The organism is Brevibacillus ruminantium (assembly GCF_023746555.1).
GTDB lineage: Bacteria > Bacillota > Bacilli > Brevibacillales > Brevibacillaceae > Brevibacillus > Brevibacillus ruminantium.
In genome coordinates, this window is sequence record NZ_CP098755.1 from 918,757 (window position 1) to 938,620 (window position 19,864).

Below are 19,864 nucleotides of genomic sequence, written 5' to 3' on the forward strand. Positions count from 1 at the left end.
AGGGGAGCGCCATGAGCGTAACGAAAATGAGAGGAAATAGGATGTATACGGAGCAGTTTCCAAACATGGAGGCGTGCATCCATCATCTGATCGAACAGCAGGTGGAGATACGGCCAGATCAGACAGCTGTCATTTATGAAGAGACGGCACTTACTTACCGGGAATTGAATGAGAAGGCCAATCAGTTTGCCCATTATCTGGTGAAATGCGGGCTTAGTATCGAAGATCCGGTGGCGGTGTGCATGGATCGCTCGCTGGAAATGGTCATCGTCTTGTTGGGCGTGTTAAAGGCGGGAGGCGCCTATGTCCCGATGGACCCGGAATATCCGCAAAAGCGTTTGGAATACATGCTGACAGATGCAAAAGCTCCCGTGATCGTAACCTCCAAAAGCAGAGAAGCGCTCTTTGCCGGGCAGTGTCTGGGAGATACAAAGCTGATCGTCGTCGATCATCGGGAAGAATGGTCCGGCCAACAGAAAACCAATCTGACCATTCCGCTGACGGTGGACAATCTTATCTACATCATCTATACCTCCGGTTCGACCGGGAATCCCAAAGGGGTAATGAATACACACCGGGCTCTAAACAATCGGCTGCAGTGGAAGCAAAAGGTACTTCAGCTTGATGAGAAAGATCGGGTTCTGCAAAAGACAACGTTCAGTTTTGATGTGTCGGTCTGGGAATTTTTTTGGCCGCTGCTTGCCGGCGCCACCCTTGTTGTTGCGAGACCGGGAGAACATAGAGATCCCGCGTATTTGATTCAAACCATTCAGGAGCAGAGCATTACCACCATACATTTTGTGCCCTCCATGCTGCAAATCTTTCTGGACGCCTATGAAAGGGATATACCGCTTCCGTCTCTCAAGCGTGTTATATGCGGCGGGGAAGCCTTGCCGAAAGCGATGGAACGCGCCTTCTTCTCCAAATTCGACACGGTGGAACTGCACAACCTGTACGGACCCACGGAAGCAGCGATTGATGTCACGTACTGGAGATGTACCGGGGATGAACAGGAAACCGTCATTCCCATCGGATTTCCGATCAGCAATATTTCCTTGTATATTCTGGACGAGGCGGGAAACCCGATCACTGAGCCTGGAGTGGCAGGAGAGCTCCATATTGGCGGCATCGGGCTTGCCAGAGGCTACTATAACAAGCCGGAGCTGACCGAAGAGAAATTTATTCCCAACCCCTTCGAGGAAGGAGGACGTCTTTATAAAACAGGTGATCTGTGCAGATATCGCGAAGACTGGGCCATCGAGTATCTGGGAAGGATCGATTTTCAGGTAAAAATCCGGGGCTTCCGTATCGAACTGGGTGAGATTGAAGCAGAATTGGAGCGCTTGCCCGGCATCAAGCAGTGTGTCGTTTCGGCGATTACAGAAGAAAACCACACTTATCTTGCGGCATATATGAGTGTGCAGGACAGCGAGAAATGGGACGAGAACTATGTGCGGCAACAGCTCGAAGAAGTATTGCCGGATTACATGATCCCTTCCTTTTTTGTCCGGCTAGACGCTTTTCCTTTGTCGTCCAATGGGAAGGTGGATCGGAAAAGCTTGCCTTCCCCCTGGAAAAACAGGATGGTGCCCAAAGATGCTCTGCCTACAACCCTAACCGAAAAAAAGGTAGCTTCCCTTTGGAAGGAACTGCTGTTTTTAGGGGAAGTCTCCATTCACACGCCGTTTCTTTCGGCAGGGGGGAACTCTCTGTTTGCGGCTCGCCTGGTATCCCGTATCAAGCAGCAGCTGCAGATTCCGATTTCCCTGAGGGATGTCTTTTCGCATCCGACCATTCATCAATTGGCCAACTGGATTGATTCACTGTCAGTTCCATCGGGAGAGCTGTCACCGTTGAAAGTGAAGCCGACCAAACACAGGGAAAAGAAAACAGATTTATCGTTTGCACAAAAACGGCTTTGGTTTATCCATGAATGGCAAGACACCCGTTCGATGTACAACCTGCCCAATTATTTCGAGATCAATGGCCCGCTCAAGCACGATGTTCTACGTGCCAGTCTGGAAGAGCTGCTGGCCCGTCATGAAAGCTTGCGAGCCAATTTTATCACAGAAAATGGTCATCCCTACCAGGTGATAGATGATTCGCGTACAAGCAATTTGGAGTGGATCTCGCTGTTGGATCAGCCCTATGAATCGGCGAGGCAGGCAGCGCTTCAACAGATGGAGGAAGATGCGAGGATCCCGTTCGACTTGTCTGCCGATCCTCTCTACCGGTTTAAGCTGTTTCAGCTTTCCGAGGATCAGTATCTTTTTTATTTTCATTTGCATCACATCATTTCGGATGGCTGGTCCTCGTATGTTTTCCAGTCAGACCTGTTCAAGTTGTACAACGAGTTGGAAGGCGGCATGGACTGTTCAGACCGTACAGATGAGGAAAGGCCTGAAGCGGCTGTCCAGTACAGGGACTATATCAATTGGGAGCAAGCTTTCGTCGACTCCCCTGAATACCAGGAACAGCTGGCGTATTGGAAAACACAATTAAACGTCGAATCACCTGCCCTCAAGCTGGTTGCCAGTCAGAATCCTTCCTACGAGCAGGGGCATGAAGGGGACGTCAGCACTTTCCGCATACCGCCCCAGGTGATCGAGCAATTGCAAAACTTTTGCAAACAGCATCACAGTACCCTGTACGCGGCAATGCTCTCAGTGTTTACACTGATGATATATCGATTGTCGCATGAAAAGGATATCGCGATTGGAACCACGGCCGTCGGCAGAAATCACGCTGAATTAGAAAAGCTGATAGGGTTTTTCGTCAATACGCTGGTGATCCGCAATCAAATCCGGGAAGGAAGCAGCTTTGTAGAGCTGCTTCAGCAGGTGAGCGATACCGCGGTCCAAGCTTTTTCACACGGCGATGTGCCCTTTGACAAGGTAGTTGAAGAAATACAGCCGCATCGCTCCGTCAATCAGTCTCCTTTGTTTTCCCATATGTTCAGCTTTCAGGACTTTGCGTTCGAACCGGTGGAAGCCAAGCATTTGACTGTCGGTGAGCCGATTCTGCTTCATAACCAAACCGCCAAATTCGATCTGACCTTGTTCATGGAGCGGAGCGGGGATACCTATATCGGAAAATGGGAATACCGGACGGATTTGTACCCGGAAGAAACAATGAAGCGATTTACCTCGCATTTCCTGCAGCTTTGTCGTGAGGTATTGGAGCATCCGTCACAGCCAGTGGAACAGCTTTCACTGCTGACTGAGGAAGAAAAAGCGCTTGTGCTCCATCGTTTTAACGAAACCGAGTGCGATTTCCCCGATGTCGGGCTGCATGAATGGGTCGAAGCCCAGGTGCAGCGCACTCCAAACCACATCGCTGCAGAGTATGAAGGAGAGTGCCTGACCTACAGGGAACTGGATGAAAAGGCGAACCAGCTCGCGCACCTGCTGCGGGAAAAGGGAGTAAAGCCTGATACGCCGGTTGGGGTATGCATGGAACGCTCGCTGGAGCTTCTCGTATCCATCATGGGAATCCTGAAAGCAGGCGGGGCTTACCTGCCGATTGATACGGAGACGCCTTGGGAACGGGCTAATGCCATGCTCCAGGATGCACAAGCGTCGATCTGCATAACGCAGCCGGGGACGAATATGAAGGCCGGACATGGGATCGAGCTGCTCTCATATCTGATCCACGGGAATCTCCTGGACGGTTATCCCGCAACGAAACCAGATGTTCCGGTCACTCCGGACCATCTCGTCTCCATCTATTACACGTCAGGCTCGACAGGAAAGCCCAAAGGAGTCAGCAACACCCATAAAGGCTGGGTAAACCGCCTAAACTGGATGCAGAAGAAGCATCGTTTGGCGGAGCATGAAGTGGTGTTGCAGAAAACCATTTTGACGTTTGATGATGCGGCAGTGGAAATTTTTTGGCCGCTGCTGGTGGGAGCCAAGATCGCATTTCTGCCCAAGGGAGCTCATCGGGACCCTGTCAGCATTATTGAATATGCCATCCGGCACAATGTGTCCTTGCTTCAATTTGTTCCCAGCATGCTGAAGATGGTCCTGGAGCAAATCACGCCTCAACAGAAACAGCAGTTGACCAATCTGCGCATTGTCGTGTCAAGCGGAGAAGCCTTGCATGCCGACGTGGTCCGCTCCTTTTATGAAAAGCTGCCCGGCAGGCTGTATAACACCTGGGGGGCCACGGAGGTTTCGATTGACTCTACCTGTTTTGATTGCGAGCCGCACCAGGAGAACAGCTCAGAGATCGTCTCCGTCGGCCGTCCGATCGATAATAACCGCATCTATGTGCTGGATTCGTTTTTAAAGCCGCTGCCGCCGGGAGTGCCGGGCGATCTGTATATTGCCGGTATCGGCCTTGCCAGAGGGTATATCAATAATCCGGAGCGAACCAGTCAGTCATTTTTGCCCGATCCCTTTTATCCCGGGGAAAACATGTACCTGACCGGTGACCGAGGATACCTGAATCAAGACGGAAGCATCATGTTTCTCGGGCGGCAGGACAATCAAATCAAGCTCAGGGGAATGCGTGTAGAACTGGGTGAGATTGAAACCACGCTCCGGTCCATCGACGGGATATCGGATGCCGTCGTCACGGTGCATAACACGGAATCCGGCATTCAATACTTGGCAGCGTACTATACGAGCACAGATGGCCCGATGGAGCCTGGCCGACTCAAACATGCTTTGAAAAAGGGGCTGCCGGATTACATGGTTCCCGGGTATTACGTGCCATTGGAGACCTTCCCGCTGAACGCTAACGGAAAAATTGACCGACATCAGCTGCCGAAGCCAACAGAGGAGCATCTGGCGGTAACCGGCGCTTATGTCGCTCCGAAGAATGAAAAGGAGCAAGCGATTGTCTCCATCTGGCTGGAGAAATTGGGCGTTCAAAAGATCGGAACGCAGGATCACTTCTTTGAATTGGGCGGCCACTCCTTGTTGGCGGTGCAAATCATTTCCGCAATCAATCAAAGATTTGGCGCAAAGCTGTATGTGAAAGATTTGTTTGAGCATCCAACGGTTGAGACATTGGCAGAGGTTCTCGACAGACGCCTAAGCCGTGATGCGGACAAACTGGTTTTCGCACAGGCAGATCGAAATCTGCCGTCTCCCCTCTCCGATGCGCAAAAGCGGCTGTGGTTTTTGGACCAGCTTCACCAGGATACGAAATACAACATGCCGCTGGTTTTGAAATTCCAGGGATCGGTTGACGCAAAGAGAGTAACAGATTGTCTGAATCAACTGATCGCCAGACATGAATCATTGCGCACCGCTTTCCATCATGCAAATGGAGAGCCGCAACAAAGCGTACTGCCAGAGGCATCTCTCACTCTGCAGGTGGAGGAGTGGGACCAGCAGGATTTGCAACGGATCGTCCAGCGCGAGATGTCCATACCATTCGATTTGTCAGTGGCCCCCTTGGTCAGAGGGAGATTGGTAAAAGGGAAGGCAGCGGATGTGTTGATCCTGGTCTTCCATCACATCATCAGCGACGGCTGGTCTTTGCAGGTGATCATGGATGAGCTGCTGCAGCTATACGCAGGGGAGACATCATTTTTGGCGACGCCGCCTGTCCAGTATTTGGACTACGTGACCGCGCAAAACCAGTTCACTCAGCAATCCGACTATCAGGAGCAGCTTTTCTATTGGCAGAAAAAGTTTGAAGGGGAGCTTCCCCTGCTCCAGCTTCCTCATGACCGAAACCGGCAAAAAGAAGCGAGGGAAGGGAACAACACCCTGAAAAGATCCTTGTCGCAACAGGCCGCAGCGGATATCAAAGCGTTCAGCCAAGCGAAGCGGGTCACACCGTTTATGACGATGCTGTCTGTTTTCGGGCTGCTGCTGTCGAGACTGTCCCGTCAACGCGATTTGATCATTGGTACACCGATCGTCAATCGGAATGCTGCCGAATTGGAAAAAGCCGTAGGGTTATACCTGAATACCTTGCCCTTGCGTCTGATCCTGGACGAACAGGTGTCGTACCAAGAGCTTTTGCAGCAGACTAAGCAAACGGTTCTGGAGGCTTTTGCTCATCAAGACATTTCCTTTGAAAAAATAGTAGAGGTTGTCAATCCGAAGCGAAATCTGAATCGCAACCCTTTGTTCGACGTGCTGATCAACTACCGCAACTTTGAAGAAATCAAGCAATCTCACGTCCATAACCTCAACGTCGAAAAAATCGAACTGGATGAAATTGAATCAAAGTTTTTCATGACCCTCTATATCGAGGAGACCGCTGACAGCTTCCAGTTATCGCTCGCCTATCAAAACCATCTGTTTGAACAGGGGCGCATGGAAGAATTCCTGAACCAATACGTCCATTTGTTGGGACAGGTCATCCGTTCAACCGATCAAGTGATCGAGTCGTATTCCCTGGTGACGCCGGAAGCGGGGAGCATCCTGCCCGATCCAACCGCAAGCCTGCGCTGTCAGGATTACCCGCGCATCACTCACTGCATCAGACGCTGGAGCGAAGCAATCCCCGATCACATCGCAGTGGAGGGGACGGAGAGGAGCTATTCCTATCAGGAACTCTACCGGGATGCTCTGCGAGTCGCCAAGGGCTTGCGCAAAAGAAATGTCGGCTCCGGTGACGTCGTCGCCCTGTATGGAGACAGAAGCTACGAGATGATTGCCGCCATGATTGGGGTACATCTGGCAGATGCCGTATTTATGAACATCGATGCGCGAATGCCCGCGAAAAAAATGGAGTCGATCCTGCACATCGCCAAACCGCGTCTGATGGTAGTGATGGAGACCCTTGATTCCATGCACAGCCACGTCCCCGCGAATGCAGAGCTTCCTTGCTATCAGATAGGCGAGCTGATTGGCGATCAGGCGGTGGAACGGGAAGACCTTCTTCCGGAAGAGGTTTGTCCGCATGCTTATATTTTCTTTACATCGGGCACAACCGGGGAGCCCAAAGGCATTCTGGGCACCCACACTGGTTTGGCGCATTTTCTGGATTGGCAACGGATGCAGTTTAGCGTAACGCCAGCTGATCGCAGCGCTCAGTTAACGCATATCACGTTTGATGTATATTTGCGTGATGTCTTTTTGCCGCTGACCAGTGGTGCCACACTCGTCCTTCCTGCTCATCAGGAAACAGAGGTAGTCAGATGGCTGGCGGAAAAAGAGATTACTTTGCTGCACGCGGTTCCGTCTCTGGCCGACCATTGGCTGAAGCAATCTCCCCAAGATGAGTTCTCGGATACCCTTCGGCATATCTTTTTTGCCGGAGAACCGCTGCCTGGCGCTCTTGTTCGGTCCTGGCGCGAGGTCACTGATGCCCAGATCAATAATTTTTATGGGCAAACGGAGACGACGCTGGCCAAATGTTTCCATATCGTCCCAGACCAATTCTTTGAAGAAATCATGCCGATTGGAAAGCCGATTCCTGATACGCAATTGCTCGTCGTCAATCAACAGAATCAATTATGCGGAGTAGGCGAACAAGGAGAGATTGTCGTCAGGACGCCTTATCGGACTCGCGGATACCTGGATCAGGGCGTAGACACTTTTATCCAGAGTTTCTTCCGGGAGGACGCAGATGATCTTCTGTACAGAACGGGGGATATCGGCTGCTATCGTCCGGATGGAAACCTGGAGATTCACGGTCGCGTCGATGATCAACTCAAAATCAGAGGGATTCGCATCCATAAAAATGAAATTGCGGCTGCAATTTTGCGGCAAGCACATACGAAGCAATGCGTGATTATCGAAAAGCAGGAAGCCGATCAGATTCTGCTGCAGGCGTATATCGTGATGGAAGAGGGACAACTGCTGCAGCCCGATCAGCTGCGGAAGGCGCTGCGCCAGGATTTGCCTCTGGCGATGATTCCCAACCGGTTCATCCAGATCGATCAGGTTCCTGTCACCGCAAACGGCAAAGTAGACCGAAAAAAATTGGCGAGCTATCAGGCTGTGGTCGAAAGCAGGGAGCATGATCAGTTCCAAAATTCCGTGGAGCTGGAGCTGGAGAAAATTTGGCTTGCGTTGCTGCCCGTGTCGTCTATCGGGCCAAACAGCAATTTCTTTGAATGCGGCGGTCATTCCCTGCTGATTGTCAAAATGATTTCCCGCATCCGTGAACTGCTTGGATATGAAACGAGTCTCCTGGAAGTCTTTGAGTACCCGACCATCAGAGAATTGGCAGCGCGTTTGCAAACGAAGAAGAAGAAAACCGATCTTCCAATCCAAAAAGTAACAAGAGTTAGACAAAAGCTGTAGCTTGTCTACGTCAAAAAGGGAGGGATTACATGTGCTCATTTTCTGTAGGGAATGAAGTTTATTTGCTCCCCTCTTCCTATGGTCAGAACCGCATCTGGTTTTTTGAGCAAATGGTTCCAAATAGTGCGACCTACCATATTCCGCTGTTGCTGAAAATCACAGGGGAAATAGACCCGGAAATCTTGACCCGAACGCTGGATAAAATCAGGGAACGACATGAAATTTTGCGCACGACTTTTGTAGAAATCGAAGGGGAACTGAAGCAAAAGGTTTCCCTTCAGCTCCCTTCGCTCGTGCTCGAATACAAAACGATGGAGGAAGTGGAACAGGAGCAGCCCTTTCCCCAATTTTTGGAGAAATTTGCGTGGGAGCCATTCGATCTCGAAGAAGGCCCGTTAGTCAAATTTCAACTCATTCGGGTCGATCCAAGCGTGCACTACTTGCTGATCAATATTCACCATATCATCTTTGACGCCTGGTCACTGGAGGTCTTGAAGAAAGAGCTGGTAGACCTCTATCCCCTGATTGAGCAGGGCAGGGCTGATGGATATGAAGAGCTTCCCTTGCAGTACGCAGACTATGCCAATTGGCAAAAAGAGCGGCTGGAGGGAGAGGCATTGCAGAAAACACTGACCTTTTGGCGGCAGCATCTGGAGCAAGTCCCATCGTTGCTGGAGCTTCCCACGGATCGTCCCCGGCCCAAGGAACAGTCATACGCAGGGGATAACGTCAGGTTTGAGTTGCCCAGTTCGTTGGTAGAACCCATCAACGCGTTTTGCCGGGCCCACCAGGCGACTCACTATACCTTTTTTCTCGCCGCGTTCAATGTACTTCTGTACCGGTATACCGGTCAAAAGGATATCGTGATAGGGACGCCGATCGCCAATCGCACGCATCCATTAACCCAGGATTTGATCGGCTTTTTTGTCAATACGCTGCCGGTTCGCACCTATATCAAACCTTACAGCAGTTTTTCCAAAATCCTGAAAACGACGATCAAATCCTTTCTGCTGACGTATGAAAACAGTGAAGTGCCTTTTGAAAAATTGGTGCGGGAGCTCAAGCCGGAGCGGGACAGCAGCTACCATCCCTTTTTTCAAGCGCTCTTTACCTTGCATGACGACCAGGAAAAAGAGACAGATGCGCCCTTTACGATTGAAAACGAAAAGATTCACACAAGCACGTCCAAGTTCGACCTCGTGCTGTACCTCGCCTGCGGGAAAGAATCGATATCAGGGGAAATCGAATACAGCACCGATCTGTTCAATCGCAGGACCATTGAGCGTTTTCAGCAGCACTACATCACGTTGATCAGCGAAATCCTGAGCCATCCTCAGAAGCCAGTCAGCAAATTGAACATTTTAACCAAAGAAGAGAGAGAACAGCTCGAATCCCGAAATTTCTTGCTTGCCCAGATGCAGCCGCAGTTCATTCACACGTTGATGACGGATCAGGTGCCGCGACTTGCAGAGCAGATCGCAGTCAAAGGAAATGAGCAATCCTTTACGTATGCGCAGTTGGATCAGAAATCAAACCAGATCGCGCATGAACTGATAGCGAGAGGGATTCAGCCGGGGAACATCGTTGGCGTGCGGCTGCGCCGTTCGCCTGCACAAATCGCGGCGATTTTGGGCGTGATGAAAAGCGGCTGCGTCTACATGCCGATTGATACGGCATTGCCGATGGAGCGAGTGCAGCTCATGATCGAGGACTCCCGGTCGACTGCCATCATTACCGATGATCCGTTATTCCATCCGTGGAGAGAGACCCTCACGCTGCTGGAGCCGCAAGAGGTGTTTGGCCGGCAGCGGACGGACGATCCGGAGATCACGATTTCTCTTTGTCCGCAGGAAGCGATTGCTTACGTCATTTATACCTCCGGAACCACAGGAAGGCCCAAGGGTGTCCGGATCAGCCACGGATCGCTGGTCAATCACATTCTCGGTTTTCTTCAGGAATTTCCGTTTCAGCCGGAAGAAAAGGTGTTGCAAAATATAAGCTGCAGCTTTGACCCGGCCATGACAGAGATTTTCTGTTCTCTGATCGCGGGAGGAACTCTGGTCATCACCGATCATGACAAGCAGTTTGACATTGAGTATCTGGCAGCGATGATGCGGGATGAGGGAATTACCAGAGCTCAGCTTTTCCACAGTCTGCTGGAAAAGCTATTGGATCACCCTTCCTTTACGGCCAATCCGCATTTTCGCTATCTATTTACCGGCGGAGAGCCATTGCCGCATAAACTGGTTCAAAAGTTTTACAAAAATATGGAAAGTGGTGCGCCGCTGATTAACCTGTACGGACCGACAGAAGCGTGTGTAGCAGCTACCTTTTGGAGATGCGATGCTGACCACCCCCATGTGATTACACCGATCGGCAATCCGTTTCCTCATTATCAAGTCCTGGTGCTGGATGAAAATCTTCAGCCCGTACCCAGAGGCGTGATCGGGGAGATGTATATTGGCGGGCCAGGCGTGGGCAAAGGGTACGTAAATAATCAGGGACTGAGTGAAAAAGCTTTTCCTCTGCTGGAGATAGCAGGAGGACCGGAACGATATTACCGGACCGGCGATTTGGTCAAGCAGCGGGAAGCGGGTGAATATCTGTTCGTTTCACGGAAAGATACGCAAGTAAAGGTCAGGGGTTTTCGCATTGAGCTGGATGAAATTCTGCATATCATCGGGCAGCAGCCCGAAATCAAAGAGGCGGCTGTTCTGGTGGAAGAAGTGTATGGGGATAAAAAGATCTTTGCGTTTCTGGTCAAAAAAACCGGCATGCCGCTCACAGCGAGCGAATTGAAAAAACGCCTCGCCAAAAAGCTGCCTCATTACATGGTCCCTCATGTGATCAAATGGATGGATCAATTACCTGTCTCCCTGAATGGAAAGCTGGACAAAAGCCGGCTTTCGTTTGAGGGGAACGATTTGGCCAGCAACGAAAAAATACAGCCTCGAACCCCTTTTGAACAGCAACTGGCAGCCATCTGGCAAGAAGTCCTGAACGTAGGGGCAATCGGGATCAACGAGGACTTCTTTGATCTCGGCGGCCACAGCATCAAAGTGATTGAGATGGCGGGGTTATTGCGAAAGCGGATGAATGTCCGGCTAGCTCCCTCTGATCTCTTCCTGTATCGAACGGTGGAAGCCTTGAGTGAGTACCTGCAAGCGGAAGGAACGCGCGAAGAAAGCGGGATTCTGGTCAAGCTGAAGGAAGGCCGAAGCGATGAACCGCCTTTATTCCTCATCCATCCGGGGGGAGGGGGAACGCTTTGCTATGTGCCGCTCGTCCGCAACATTGATCGGGATATCGACATGTACGGGCTGCAGTCACAAGGCTATGAAAAAAATCTGGCTCCGCTTGCCGATCTGAAAGAAATGGCGGCATTGTATGTCAAAGAGATGCAAAAGATCCAGCCACGGGGACCGTATCAGATGGCGGGATGGTCCTTGGGCGGAACCATTGCAGTTGAAATGGCCCGGATTCTGGAAGCAGAGGGGGAGTCCATCCGCTTTCTCGGCCTGCTGGATGCACATGCCTTTGACCGGGTGGCCCTGAAAAAGCAACACGAAGATCCGTTAACAGTCTGGGCAAAAAGCTTGTCCATTGATGTGAAAAAATTTGGGGAAAGACCCCATATGGAAAAATGCCAGATTATCCTCGAAGCCGCCATCCACAGCAAGCGACTGCCGCAAAATGCTGAACTGGAGGACGTCCATCGCATTATCAACGTCATGGCAGCCAATAATCTGGCCAGTGATCAGTATTCCTTCACCACTCCCATCCAGACCGATTTGCATCTCCTGGTATGCCGGGAGCTCGATCCAGCCACCTCCCATGAGCTGGTGAACGCGGAGAAGTGGAGGGAGCGAACGAGCGGAAACGTCTACACCTATTCCCTGCCCGGACACCACAATAATCTGATGTCATCTCCACAGGTCGAACAAGTGGGGCAGAAAATCTCGGAAATTTTGAAATGGGGATGAGCTGATGCGGGCGCAGTTGACGGGGCGTATTCAACAATCACCGCATGACGTATACACAGCTACTGTACTTTATCCGCAGTTTGCCTATGAATGGGAGCACTATGTTTCGCACTATCTTTCCATTGAAAAGGCATTGGTACAAGCATACGAAAAAGCGGAGATTCTCACAAAAGAAGAAGCAGTCTCTCTATGGACAGCGATTCAAGGGATTGAGAAAGAGAGGCTGCTGGAATCGGCAAAAGAAAATATGACCGATATCGCTTTTACCCTGGAGAGGGAGATCGAAAAGCAGTTGGAGCAGCCTGTTGTAAAATGGCATATCGACCGGAGCCGCAACGATTATCAGGCATGCGCGCAGGTCATGTTTGCCAGGGAGCAGTGGCTGACGCTGATCGAAAAAATACAAGTCCTGCGCGATGTCATTCTGGACAAAGCGAAAAATGGCATTGACGTCCTCATGCCTGGCTATACCCATTATCAGTCTGCTCAGATTATCAGTGTTGCTTTTTATCTGACGGCGATCAGCAAGCATTTTCTCGAGACTGAAAGAAGAATGCTGGAGACATTGGATGCCCTGAACCGGTCTTGCCCGCTCGGTTCAGGTGCCATGTCCGGGCAGGAGTATCCCATGGACAACCACGATCTCGCTCGCTCATTGGGATTTTCAGCCTACACCGGCCATGCATTGAGCGCAGTGGCATCAAGAGACTGGTTGCTGGATATCGGAGGCTGCCTGGCGTTCTTTGCGAACAATCTGAGCCGTTTTTTGACAGACTTGATGAACTGGGGCAGCAGCGAATACCGATTTATTGATTTTCCCGATGAACTGACAGGCATTTCATCCTCGATGCCGCAAAAACGCAATTTTCCGATTCTGGAGCGAGCAAGAGGGAAGACGAGCCATCTCCTCACGTATTACGTGGATTTTCTGCTGGGACAACGAAACACCGCCTACAGCAATCTGGTGGAGGTTTCCAAAGAGTCGAGCAAAAACCTCCTCTCCCTTTTCCAGGAAATGCATGGATTGCTGGATTTGCTCAAGCTGGTCTTTGAGAACATGACCTTTCAGGAAGAGAACATGAGAGCATGCTGCTCAAAAGATTATTATGGAGGGTTTTCACTTGCAAATCGACTGACGGCACAGGGCGGCATCCCTTATCGCCAGTCCCAGGTGATTGCCGGCCGTTTTATCACGGCATCGATACAAGCCGGACACTCTCCGCAGCATGTCTGCACGATGGTCCTGCAGAAAATTTGCCGCGAGTACGGATTTGACCATCCATTGACCCAGGAGGAACTGCAAGCTCTGTTTGCTGTGGATTCTGCCTTAACCATGAAGAGATCGATCGGGTCGACCCATCCGGAAGCAGTTCAAGAGGTGATAGCTCTGCAAACAAAAGAAGCGATTCATTTCGATCAGGCAGCCAATCGGATTTCTGCCGCTATCAAACAAAAGCTGGAAGAGCTGGATACATGGATGACGTCTGAAGGCAAGGAGCATAAAGCATGAGAGGAAAAGTAGGTAAAGGAGAAGCACACGGTACATTCGGCGAGCTGTTGCAGGGGGTGCTGCCAAGCGGCCAGGACTTCCTGGTGACGTTTCCTGTGGATAAGTACTCGACTTGCCAATACGTCTATTCGGCGAAGGACGAGGATCTCAGCGTCCAGCCTTCCTGGAAGCGAAAATCGCTCCAGTTCGGCAAGGCGATCCTGCAACACTATCAATTGCCTTTGAAAGGAACATTGTTTCTGGAAAGCCAGCTTCAGCAGGGCAAAGGCTTGGCCAGTTCCACCGCAGATATGATGGCCACAGTGAGAGCGATAGAATCCTACTATCAAATGGCTGTCCCTCCTGAGGTGATCGAGGCTGTTCTTCGCGAAATCGAGCCATCCGATGGCCTCATGTACCCGGGCGTCGTTTCTTACTACCACAAAGAAGTGAGGCTCCGGGAATGGATAGGAGAATGCCCTCCCTTGACAGTCGTTGCGCTCGATGAAGGGGGAGAAGTCAGTACCGTAGATTTCAACAATAGACCGAAACCGTTCAACGCAGACGAAAAGCAAGAGTATCAGCTGCTGCTGGAGAAAATTACGGCCGCCATCCGCACGCAAGATGTGGGGGCGATCGGTGAAGTCGCCACCCGAAGTGCTGAGATGAACCAGAAGCTCCATCCCAAAAGGATGTTCACAAAGGTCAGGGAGATTTGCCGCACCATTCAGGGAACAGGTGTCGTTACCGCTCATAGCGGGACATTTATCGGCATCCTCATATCTGAACAGGACAGTGCGTACCATGAAAAGGTAAAAGAAGGACTCTCTTTGCTAGGGGAGCTGGGATGCCCGACTGAAATGTTCCGTTCGATGTCCACTTCCGAAAGAAAGAAGGTGCCAGTGTAATGAACCAGTGCATGAACATCATCGACCTGATCGGGACAACACCGTTGATTCGGCTGCGATTGGGGGAGGGCAGCAAAGCTTTGGCCTATGCCAAACTGGAGCTGCTCAATCCCTACGGCATGAAAGACAGAGTAGCGAAAGCCATGATTCTGGAAGCGAAGAGGACGGGCGAACTGCAGGACGGTGCCCCGATCGTTGAGAGCTCCTCTGGAACGCTGGCTTTGGGGGTTACCATGATCGGAACCTACTTGGGGCATGAGGTCCACATCGTCACAGACCCGCGTATCGATGAGCTAACCCTGGCGAAACTCAAAGCACTGGGAGCGCATGTGCATATTGTGGAGAAAATGCAGGCGAGCGGCGGGTGGCAAAGCGCAAGGCTGGCGTATTTGCAAGGATTGATGCTCAAATATCCCAATGCCTATTGGCCCAAACAGTACGAAAATCCACAAAATCCATTGGCCTACGAAACATTGGCCGATGACCTGGTAGGAGAGCTGGGGCGAGTCGATTATCTGGTCGGGTCGGTGGGCAGTGGGGGTTCACTGTGCGGAACAGCGAAAGCATTGCTGAGGAAAAATCCTCATTTGCGCGTCGTCGCTGTAGATGCCGTAGGCAGTGTTATTTTTTATCAAACGGATAATCCCAAGCGTTTGCAAAGCGGCCTTGGCAACAGTTTGCGCTCCCCGAATGTAGATTTTTCGGTGATCGACGAAGTCCATTGGTTAAATGATGAAGAAGCGTTCACCTGGACGCGCGAGCTCGCCCGTCAGGAGAAAATCTTCGCTGGCAACAGTTCGGGCAGCGTGTACGCTGTCGCCAGGTGGCTGAGCACGCAGGCAGCAGAAGACGCGGTGATCGCCTGCATTTTCCCCGACAGGGGAGACCGGTATGTGCAGTCGATCTACAGCGATGATTTTTTCCAGGCTCATCATCTGAATCCAGACGGCCTCTCTCTATCCCCCCAGCATATTGAAAAATTACAAGATGTCTCTGCATGGGCCTATTTTCACTTTCAGAAGGGGAAATTTGAGCATGAAGAAAAAGTTGCTGTTTATTGAGTCAAATACGACGGGCACCGGCATGCTTGCTTTGCAAAAGACAAAAGAACTCGGCTACGATCCTGTTCTGTTTACCAACGATCCCACTCGTTATCAGGGTCTAAGCGACCAAGCGTGTGAAGTTGTCGTTTGCGATACGAATCAACCAGATGGACTGCAGGACAGCATCAAGAGCCGGTTCAGCACGGAGGAGATCGCAGGGGTAACGACGACCAGCGAATACTATATTTATACCGTTGCGCTGCTGGCCGAACATTTTGGATGGGATGGCAATCCCCCGGCCACGATGAAAAGCTGCCGGAACAAGGCGGCGGTACGAACCTTGCTCCAGGGGCTTCCCGAGCTGTATCAGCCCTGGTTTTTTCCTGTCGATTCTCTGCAAGAGGCAGAGGAGAAGAAGGGGCAGCTCCACTTCCCGTGCATCGTAAAACCGGTGGACGACAGTGGCTCCAACCAGGTGGTCGTGTGCCGCTCTTATGAAGAGCTGCGGCAGCGGGTGAAAGAGATATTGGCTGTGAAACAAAATGTACGTCAGCAACCAGCCGCGCAAGTAGCGCTGGTCGAAGAATATGTAGAGGGGCCGGAGTACAGTGTCGAGGTTTTCTCTTACAACGGGGAGCATTCGATCATCGGCATTACGGATAAGAGCACGGGAGGAGAGCCCTATTTTATCGAGACCGGCCATATTTTTCCGTCCTTGTCCACGAACGAGCTCAGAGAAATTGTAGAAGCGGGAGTGCTAGCCCTGCTAGACAAACTGAAGTGGCGTTTTGGCCCGTGCCATCTGGAAATCAAAATCGTCGATCAAAAGGTATTTCTCGTCGAATGCAATGGACGATTGGCCGGCGGGATGATTCCGGAACTGATTCGGTATGCCACGGGCATGGATGTACTGAAGGAACAGCTCAAAGCAGCGGTTGGGCTGTCTCCTGATCTTTCCAGTCGGCCTTTTCAGTATGCAGGCATTCGCTTCTTGATACCCAAAGAAGCCGGAGAAATTCGAGAGGTCACGGGTCTGGAACAGCTCAAACAGCTTCCGGGAGTGAAGGAAGTCGTATGCCGGGCACAGCTAGGACAAGTTGTGCCAAGGGTGGTCAATGCGTATGGCCGCTTGGGCTATATGATCGCGGTAGCAGCAGACGAAAAAGAGCTTCGTCATCTGCTGAATCAAATCGATGTGGTGGATATTGGGATGAAGGAGCGTGTAACTTTTGCTGAACTTTCTGAGTGATACGGTAACCCTGCCGACCAAGGAAATGATGGAAGCGATACAACAGGCCGTGCTCGGTGATGACGTGTATGGCCAGGATCAGACAGTCAATGAGCTGGAGAGCTTGGCTGCCCGTATGCTCGGAATGGAAGCAGCCTGCTTGATGCCAAGTGGAACGATGGCGAACTTGTCTTCGATCATGGCCCATTGTCCCCGCGGGTCCAAGGTACTGGTAGGGGACGAATCTGATATCTATATCTATGAAGCTGGTGGGGCTTCCGTATGCGGCGGCATTGTCTATGAGCCGATCCCCACGCAAGCGGATGGTCGTTTGTTGGTACAGGATCTCGAAAAGGCCTTTCCCGTCGATGAGGAGGACCCGCAATTTGCTTTGCCTGCCTTGCTGTGTCTGGAAAATACCCATAATCGGTGCGGGGGAAAAGTCTTGCCGATTCCCTATTTGCAGGAAGTAAAAGAATTTGCGAGTGCGCGAAAAATCCCGGTTCACATGGATGGAGCCCGCATTTTCAACGCTTCTGTAGCGCTCGATATGGATGTGCGGGAAATAACCTGCTATGCCGATTCGATTCAGGTCTGTTTGTCAAAAGGATTATCAGCCCCGGTCGGTTCGATTGTAGCGGGATCGCATGATCATCTGAAAAAAGTGCGACGGATAAGAAAAATGTTAGGTGGAGGAATGAGACAGGCAGGAATTATTGCAGCGCCGGGGTTGGTAGCTCTTCATTCGATGGTGAAGAGACTGGATGAGGATCACCAGCATGCAAAGCAACTGGCGCACGGACTGGCCGAGATTGACGGCATCGATTTGGACGCCAGCGAAGTGCAGACCAACATCGTTCTCTTTCGTATCACGGACCCGCGATTTTCATGGTCCACTTTTTTGGAGACAGCAAAGGAATACGGCGTGATCTTTTCGGAAATGGGCTATGGTCGAATCAGGGCTGTCGTACATCGGCAGATCAGCAGTGATGATATTAACAAAGCGGTTCAAGCAGTAGAAAAGATGTTGAAGGACAGCCCTCTCTAGCATACTGACATTCAGTATGCTCTCCTTTTTGTTCGCGGGCCTCCTTTGTCTTCTGCAGCATGATGCGGCCTTCTTCGATTTCGCCGAGCTTGAAATAGATTTCGGCCAGGCTACCCACAGCTCGCGCGTACGATTGATCGCGCAATTCATATTTGAAAATAGAGACGGCCCGCTCCAGGTACTCTTTGGCATGTGTGAGGTTTCCGTGAATCTGGTAAACAATGCCCAGCATGTGATAGATTTCGCCAGCTGAATAATGGAGATGGTGTGAATAGAGGTAGTGGAGTGATTGGTATCCTAGCTCCAGGCATCGATCATAATGTTTCTGGTGATAGTGCAGGTATGCCAGGTTGTAGCCCAGTCGGGGGAAAAGGGTTCGGTCTTCAACAAAGGGAAGTTTGCTCCAAACTTTCATGCTTTCGGTCAGGATGTGGCAGGCCTCATTTTTTTCATTCCGTTCCAGCAAGAGCAAGGCAAGAGAATTGGCAATATTGATATCGAGCTCATTGACGATTTGGTTATTGGTGATCAATTTCCGGAAGGTATGCTCTGCTTTTCGGGCATGGTGATCAATCTGGTAATACAAGATGCCTTTTTGCCATTCAATAAATCGCAAAAAACTGTTATCGCGGAAGTTTTTGTTCTGTTTCAAAAAAGAATTCGCTTCTTCGATGAGGTACTGGAGAGCGGTGTAATCCTGAAAATAGAGACTTTCCCGACATAGCTTTTGAATTTTTACAACAAAATGGATAAATTCCTCGTTTTCATAGGAAAGCAGATAATCGACGGGAATTTTTAGTTTTAGACAAATGCTTTGCAAAATGTCCAATCGTGGAATTTGCTTTCCTTTCTCAATCCGAAACAACGTCGATTCGTCACAAATGTCCTCGGCAACATACTTTCTGGAATACCCTCGTTTCTCTCGAAAATACTGGATTTTCCTTCCGATTCCTACCATACAACCCTCCCTTTAATCACCTTATTTTCCAAATATTGCATGTTTGCATATATATCTTAACAGAAATCTCTCGTATATTGAAAGTATAAAATTGGAAAGGTGTGAAAAAATTGAATGATAGGCAATAAGGTGTTCGACGAATTCCTCCAAATGTTTCCTTCTGGCCCCGGTGGTTCTGTTCCACCGCCAGACATGAAAACGAGGACTTCTCCTACCATCCTGATCCTGGTCACAATGAAATAGAGGTGAGATAGAATGGGTGTCCGGAATATTCTGATCGTAGACGATAGAGAAGGAAAACAGCCATTTTACTCCAACTTGTTGTCGGTAAACAGATACGATTGCCATTTTTTAAATAACGACTATTTACTTTCGGATCCCGTTTTTCTGAAAAAGTTTGATTTCGTCATTCTTCATCTTACGAAAGATAACATCGCATTTCATTTAAAACAGAATCATTCGCCAACGATTCTTCTGATGGATCATAGAAATAAACATTATCTGAAATACATTCAAGATGCACGGGCCATTTTACTGAAGGATTGCCAAAGTGAGTTAATGATCGCCATCAATGTGGTGGAACGAGGAGGGTGTTATTACTCCAGTGAGTTCATGGAAGCGATCTTTTCAAACTGGAGAAAAGAGGGGATCGATGGGGATATCGACTGGGAATTCCATTTGCCGGGGACGTTGACGGAAATGGAGCTTCGCGTAGCGGAAGAATTGGCCAATGACCGGACCAATCAACAAATCGCCGATGCCCTCTACCTCAGCAAACGAACAGTAGAATACCATATTGCCGCTTGCATGCAAAAACTGGGGGTTAAAAGCCGGGTTGGACTGGCGGTGAAGATCGCAAAGATCAATTTGTTCAGACAAATGGTGAAAAAACAAATACGGTGACGGTTCCCCGCATCAGCGGTACCGAATTGGAGCAGCTCTATCATGGAAAATGATAGGGCTGCTCATACTTTGCGGGAAATACGGGGGC

The 19,864-nt window shown here is 50.4% G+C and carries 9 protein-coding genes; 8 read left to right on the forward strand and 1 reads right to left on the reverse strand.

The annotated features are described in order from the left end of the window. The first annotated feature begins 11 nt into the window (after window positions 1–11). Genes NDK47_RS04580 through ltaE form a run of 7 tightly spaced genes read left to right on the forward strand, consistent with a single transcriptional unit; the run spans window position 12 to window position 17,915 of the window. Window positions 12–8,216 (forward strand): non-ribosomal peptide synthetase, encoded by an 8,205-nt coding sequence (locus tag NDK47_RS04580; protein ID WP_251873689.1) that lies wholly within the window; start codon window positions 12–14, stop codon window positions 8,214–8,216. A 29-nt stretch (window positions 8,217–8,245) separates the two neighbouring features. After that, complete coding sequence (locus NDK47_RS04585) at window positions 8,246–12,199, forward strand: non-ribosomal peptide synthetase (protein ID WP_251873690.1); 3,954 nt, start codon at window positions 8,246–8,248, stop codon at window positions 12,197–12,199. 4 nt (window positions 12,200–12,203) lie between these two features. Beyond that, the gene (locus NDK47_RS04590) at window positions 12,204–13,709 is read left to right on the forward strand and encodes an argininosuccinate lyase (RefSeq protein WP_251873691.1); all 1,506 of its coding nucleotides are present in this window, start codon (window positions 12,204–12,206) and stop codon (window positions 13,707–13,709) included. Further along, window positions 13,706–14,596: a GHMP family kinase ATP-binding protein gene (locus tag NDK47_RS04595; protein WP_251873692.1), complete on the forward strand. Its 891-nt coding sequence runs from the start codon at window positions 13,706–13,708 to the stop codon at window positions 14,594–14,596. The genes NDK47_RS04590 and NDK47_RS04595 overlap by 4 nt, the downstream gene beginning before the upstream one ends. Continuing rightward, the gene (locus NDK47_RS04600; RefSeq protein WP_251873693.1) at window positions 14,596–15,657 is read left to right on the forward strand and encodes a cysteine synthase family protein; all 1,062 of its coding nucleotides are present in this window, start codon (window positions 14,596–14,598) and stop codon (window positions 15,655–15,657) included. The genes NDK47_RS04595 and NDK47_RS04600 overlap by 1 nt, the downstream gene beginning before the upstream one ends. After that, window positions 15,632–16,888: an ATP-grasp domain-containing protein gene (locus tag NDK47_RS04605; protein WP_251873694.1), complete on the forward strand. Its 1,257-nt coding sequence runs from the start codon at window positions 15,632–15,634 to the stop codon at window positions 16,886–16,888. Before NDK47_RS04600 ends, NDK47_RS04605 begins: the two co-directional genes overlap by 26 nt. Beyond that, window positions 16,869–17,915, forward strand: coding sequence for a low-specificity L-threonine aldolase (gene ltaE, locus NDK47_RS04610; protein WP_251873695.1), 1,047 nt, complete (start codon window positions 16,869–16,871; stop codon window positions 17,913–17,915). Before NDK47_RS04605 ends, ltaE begins: the two co-directional genes overlap by 20 nt. Here ltaE and NDK47_RS04615 read toward each other — a convergent pair. Then, window positions 17,863–18,873, reverse strand: a complete 1,011-nt coding sequence (locus tag NDK47_RS04615; protein ID WP_251873696.1) for a tetratricopeptide repeat protein — start codon at window positions 18,871–18,873, stop codon at window positions 17,863–17,865. The genes ltaE and NDK47_RS04615 overlap by 53 nt on opposite strands. Before the next feature lie 255 nt (window positions 18,874–19,128). Here NDK47_RS04615 and NDK47_RS04620 point away from each other — a divergent pair, with 255 nt between their 5' ends. Beyond that, entirely contained in the window at window positions 19,129–19,776 is a 648-nt protein-coding gene (locus tag NDK47_RS04620; protein WP_251873697.1) for a LuxR C-terminal-related transcriptional regulator, read from the forward strand. Window positions 19,777–19,864: the final 88 nt, after the last annotated feature.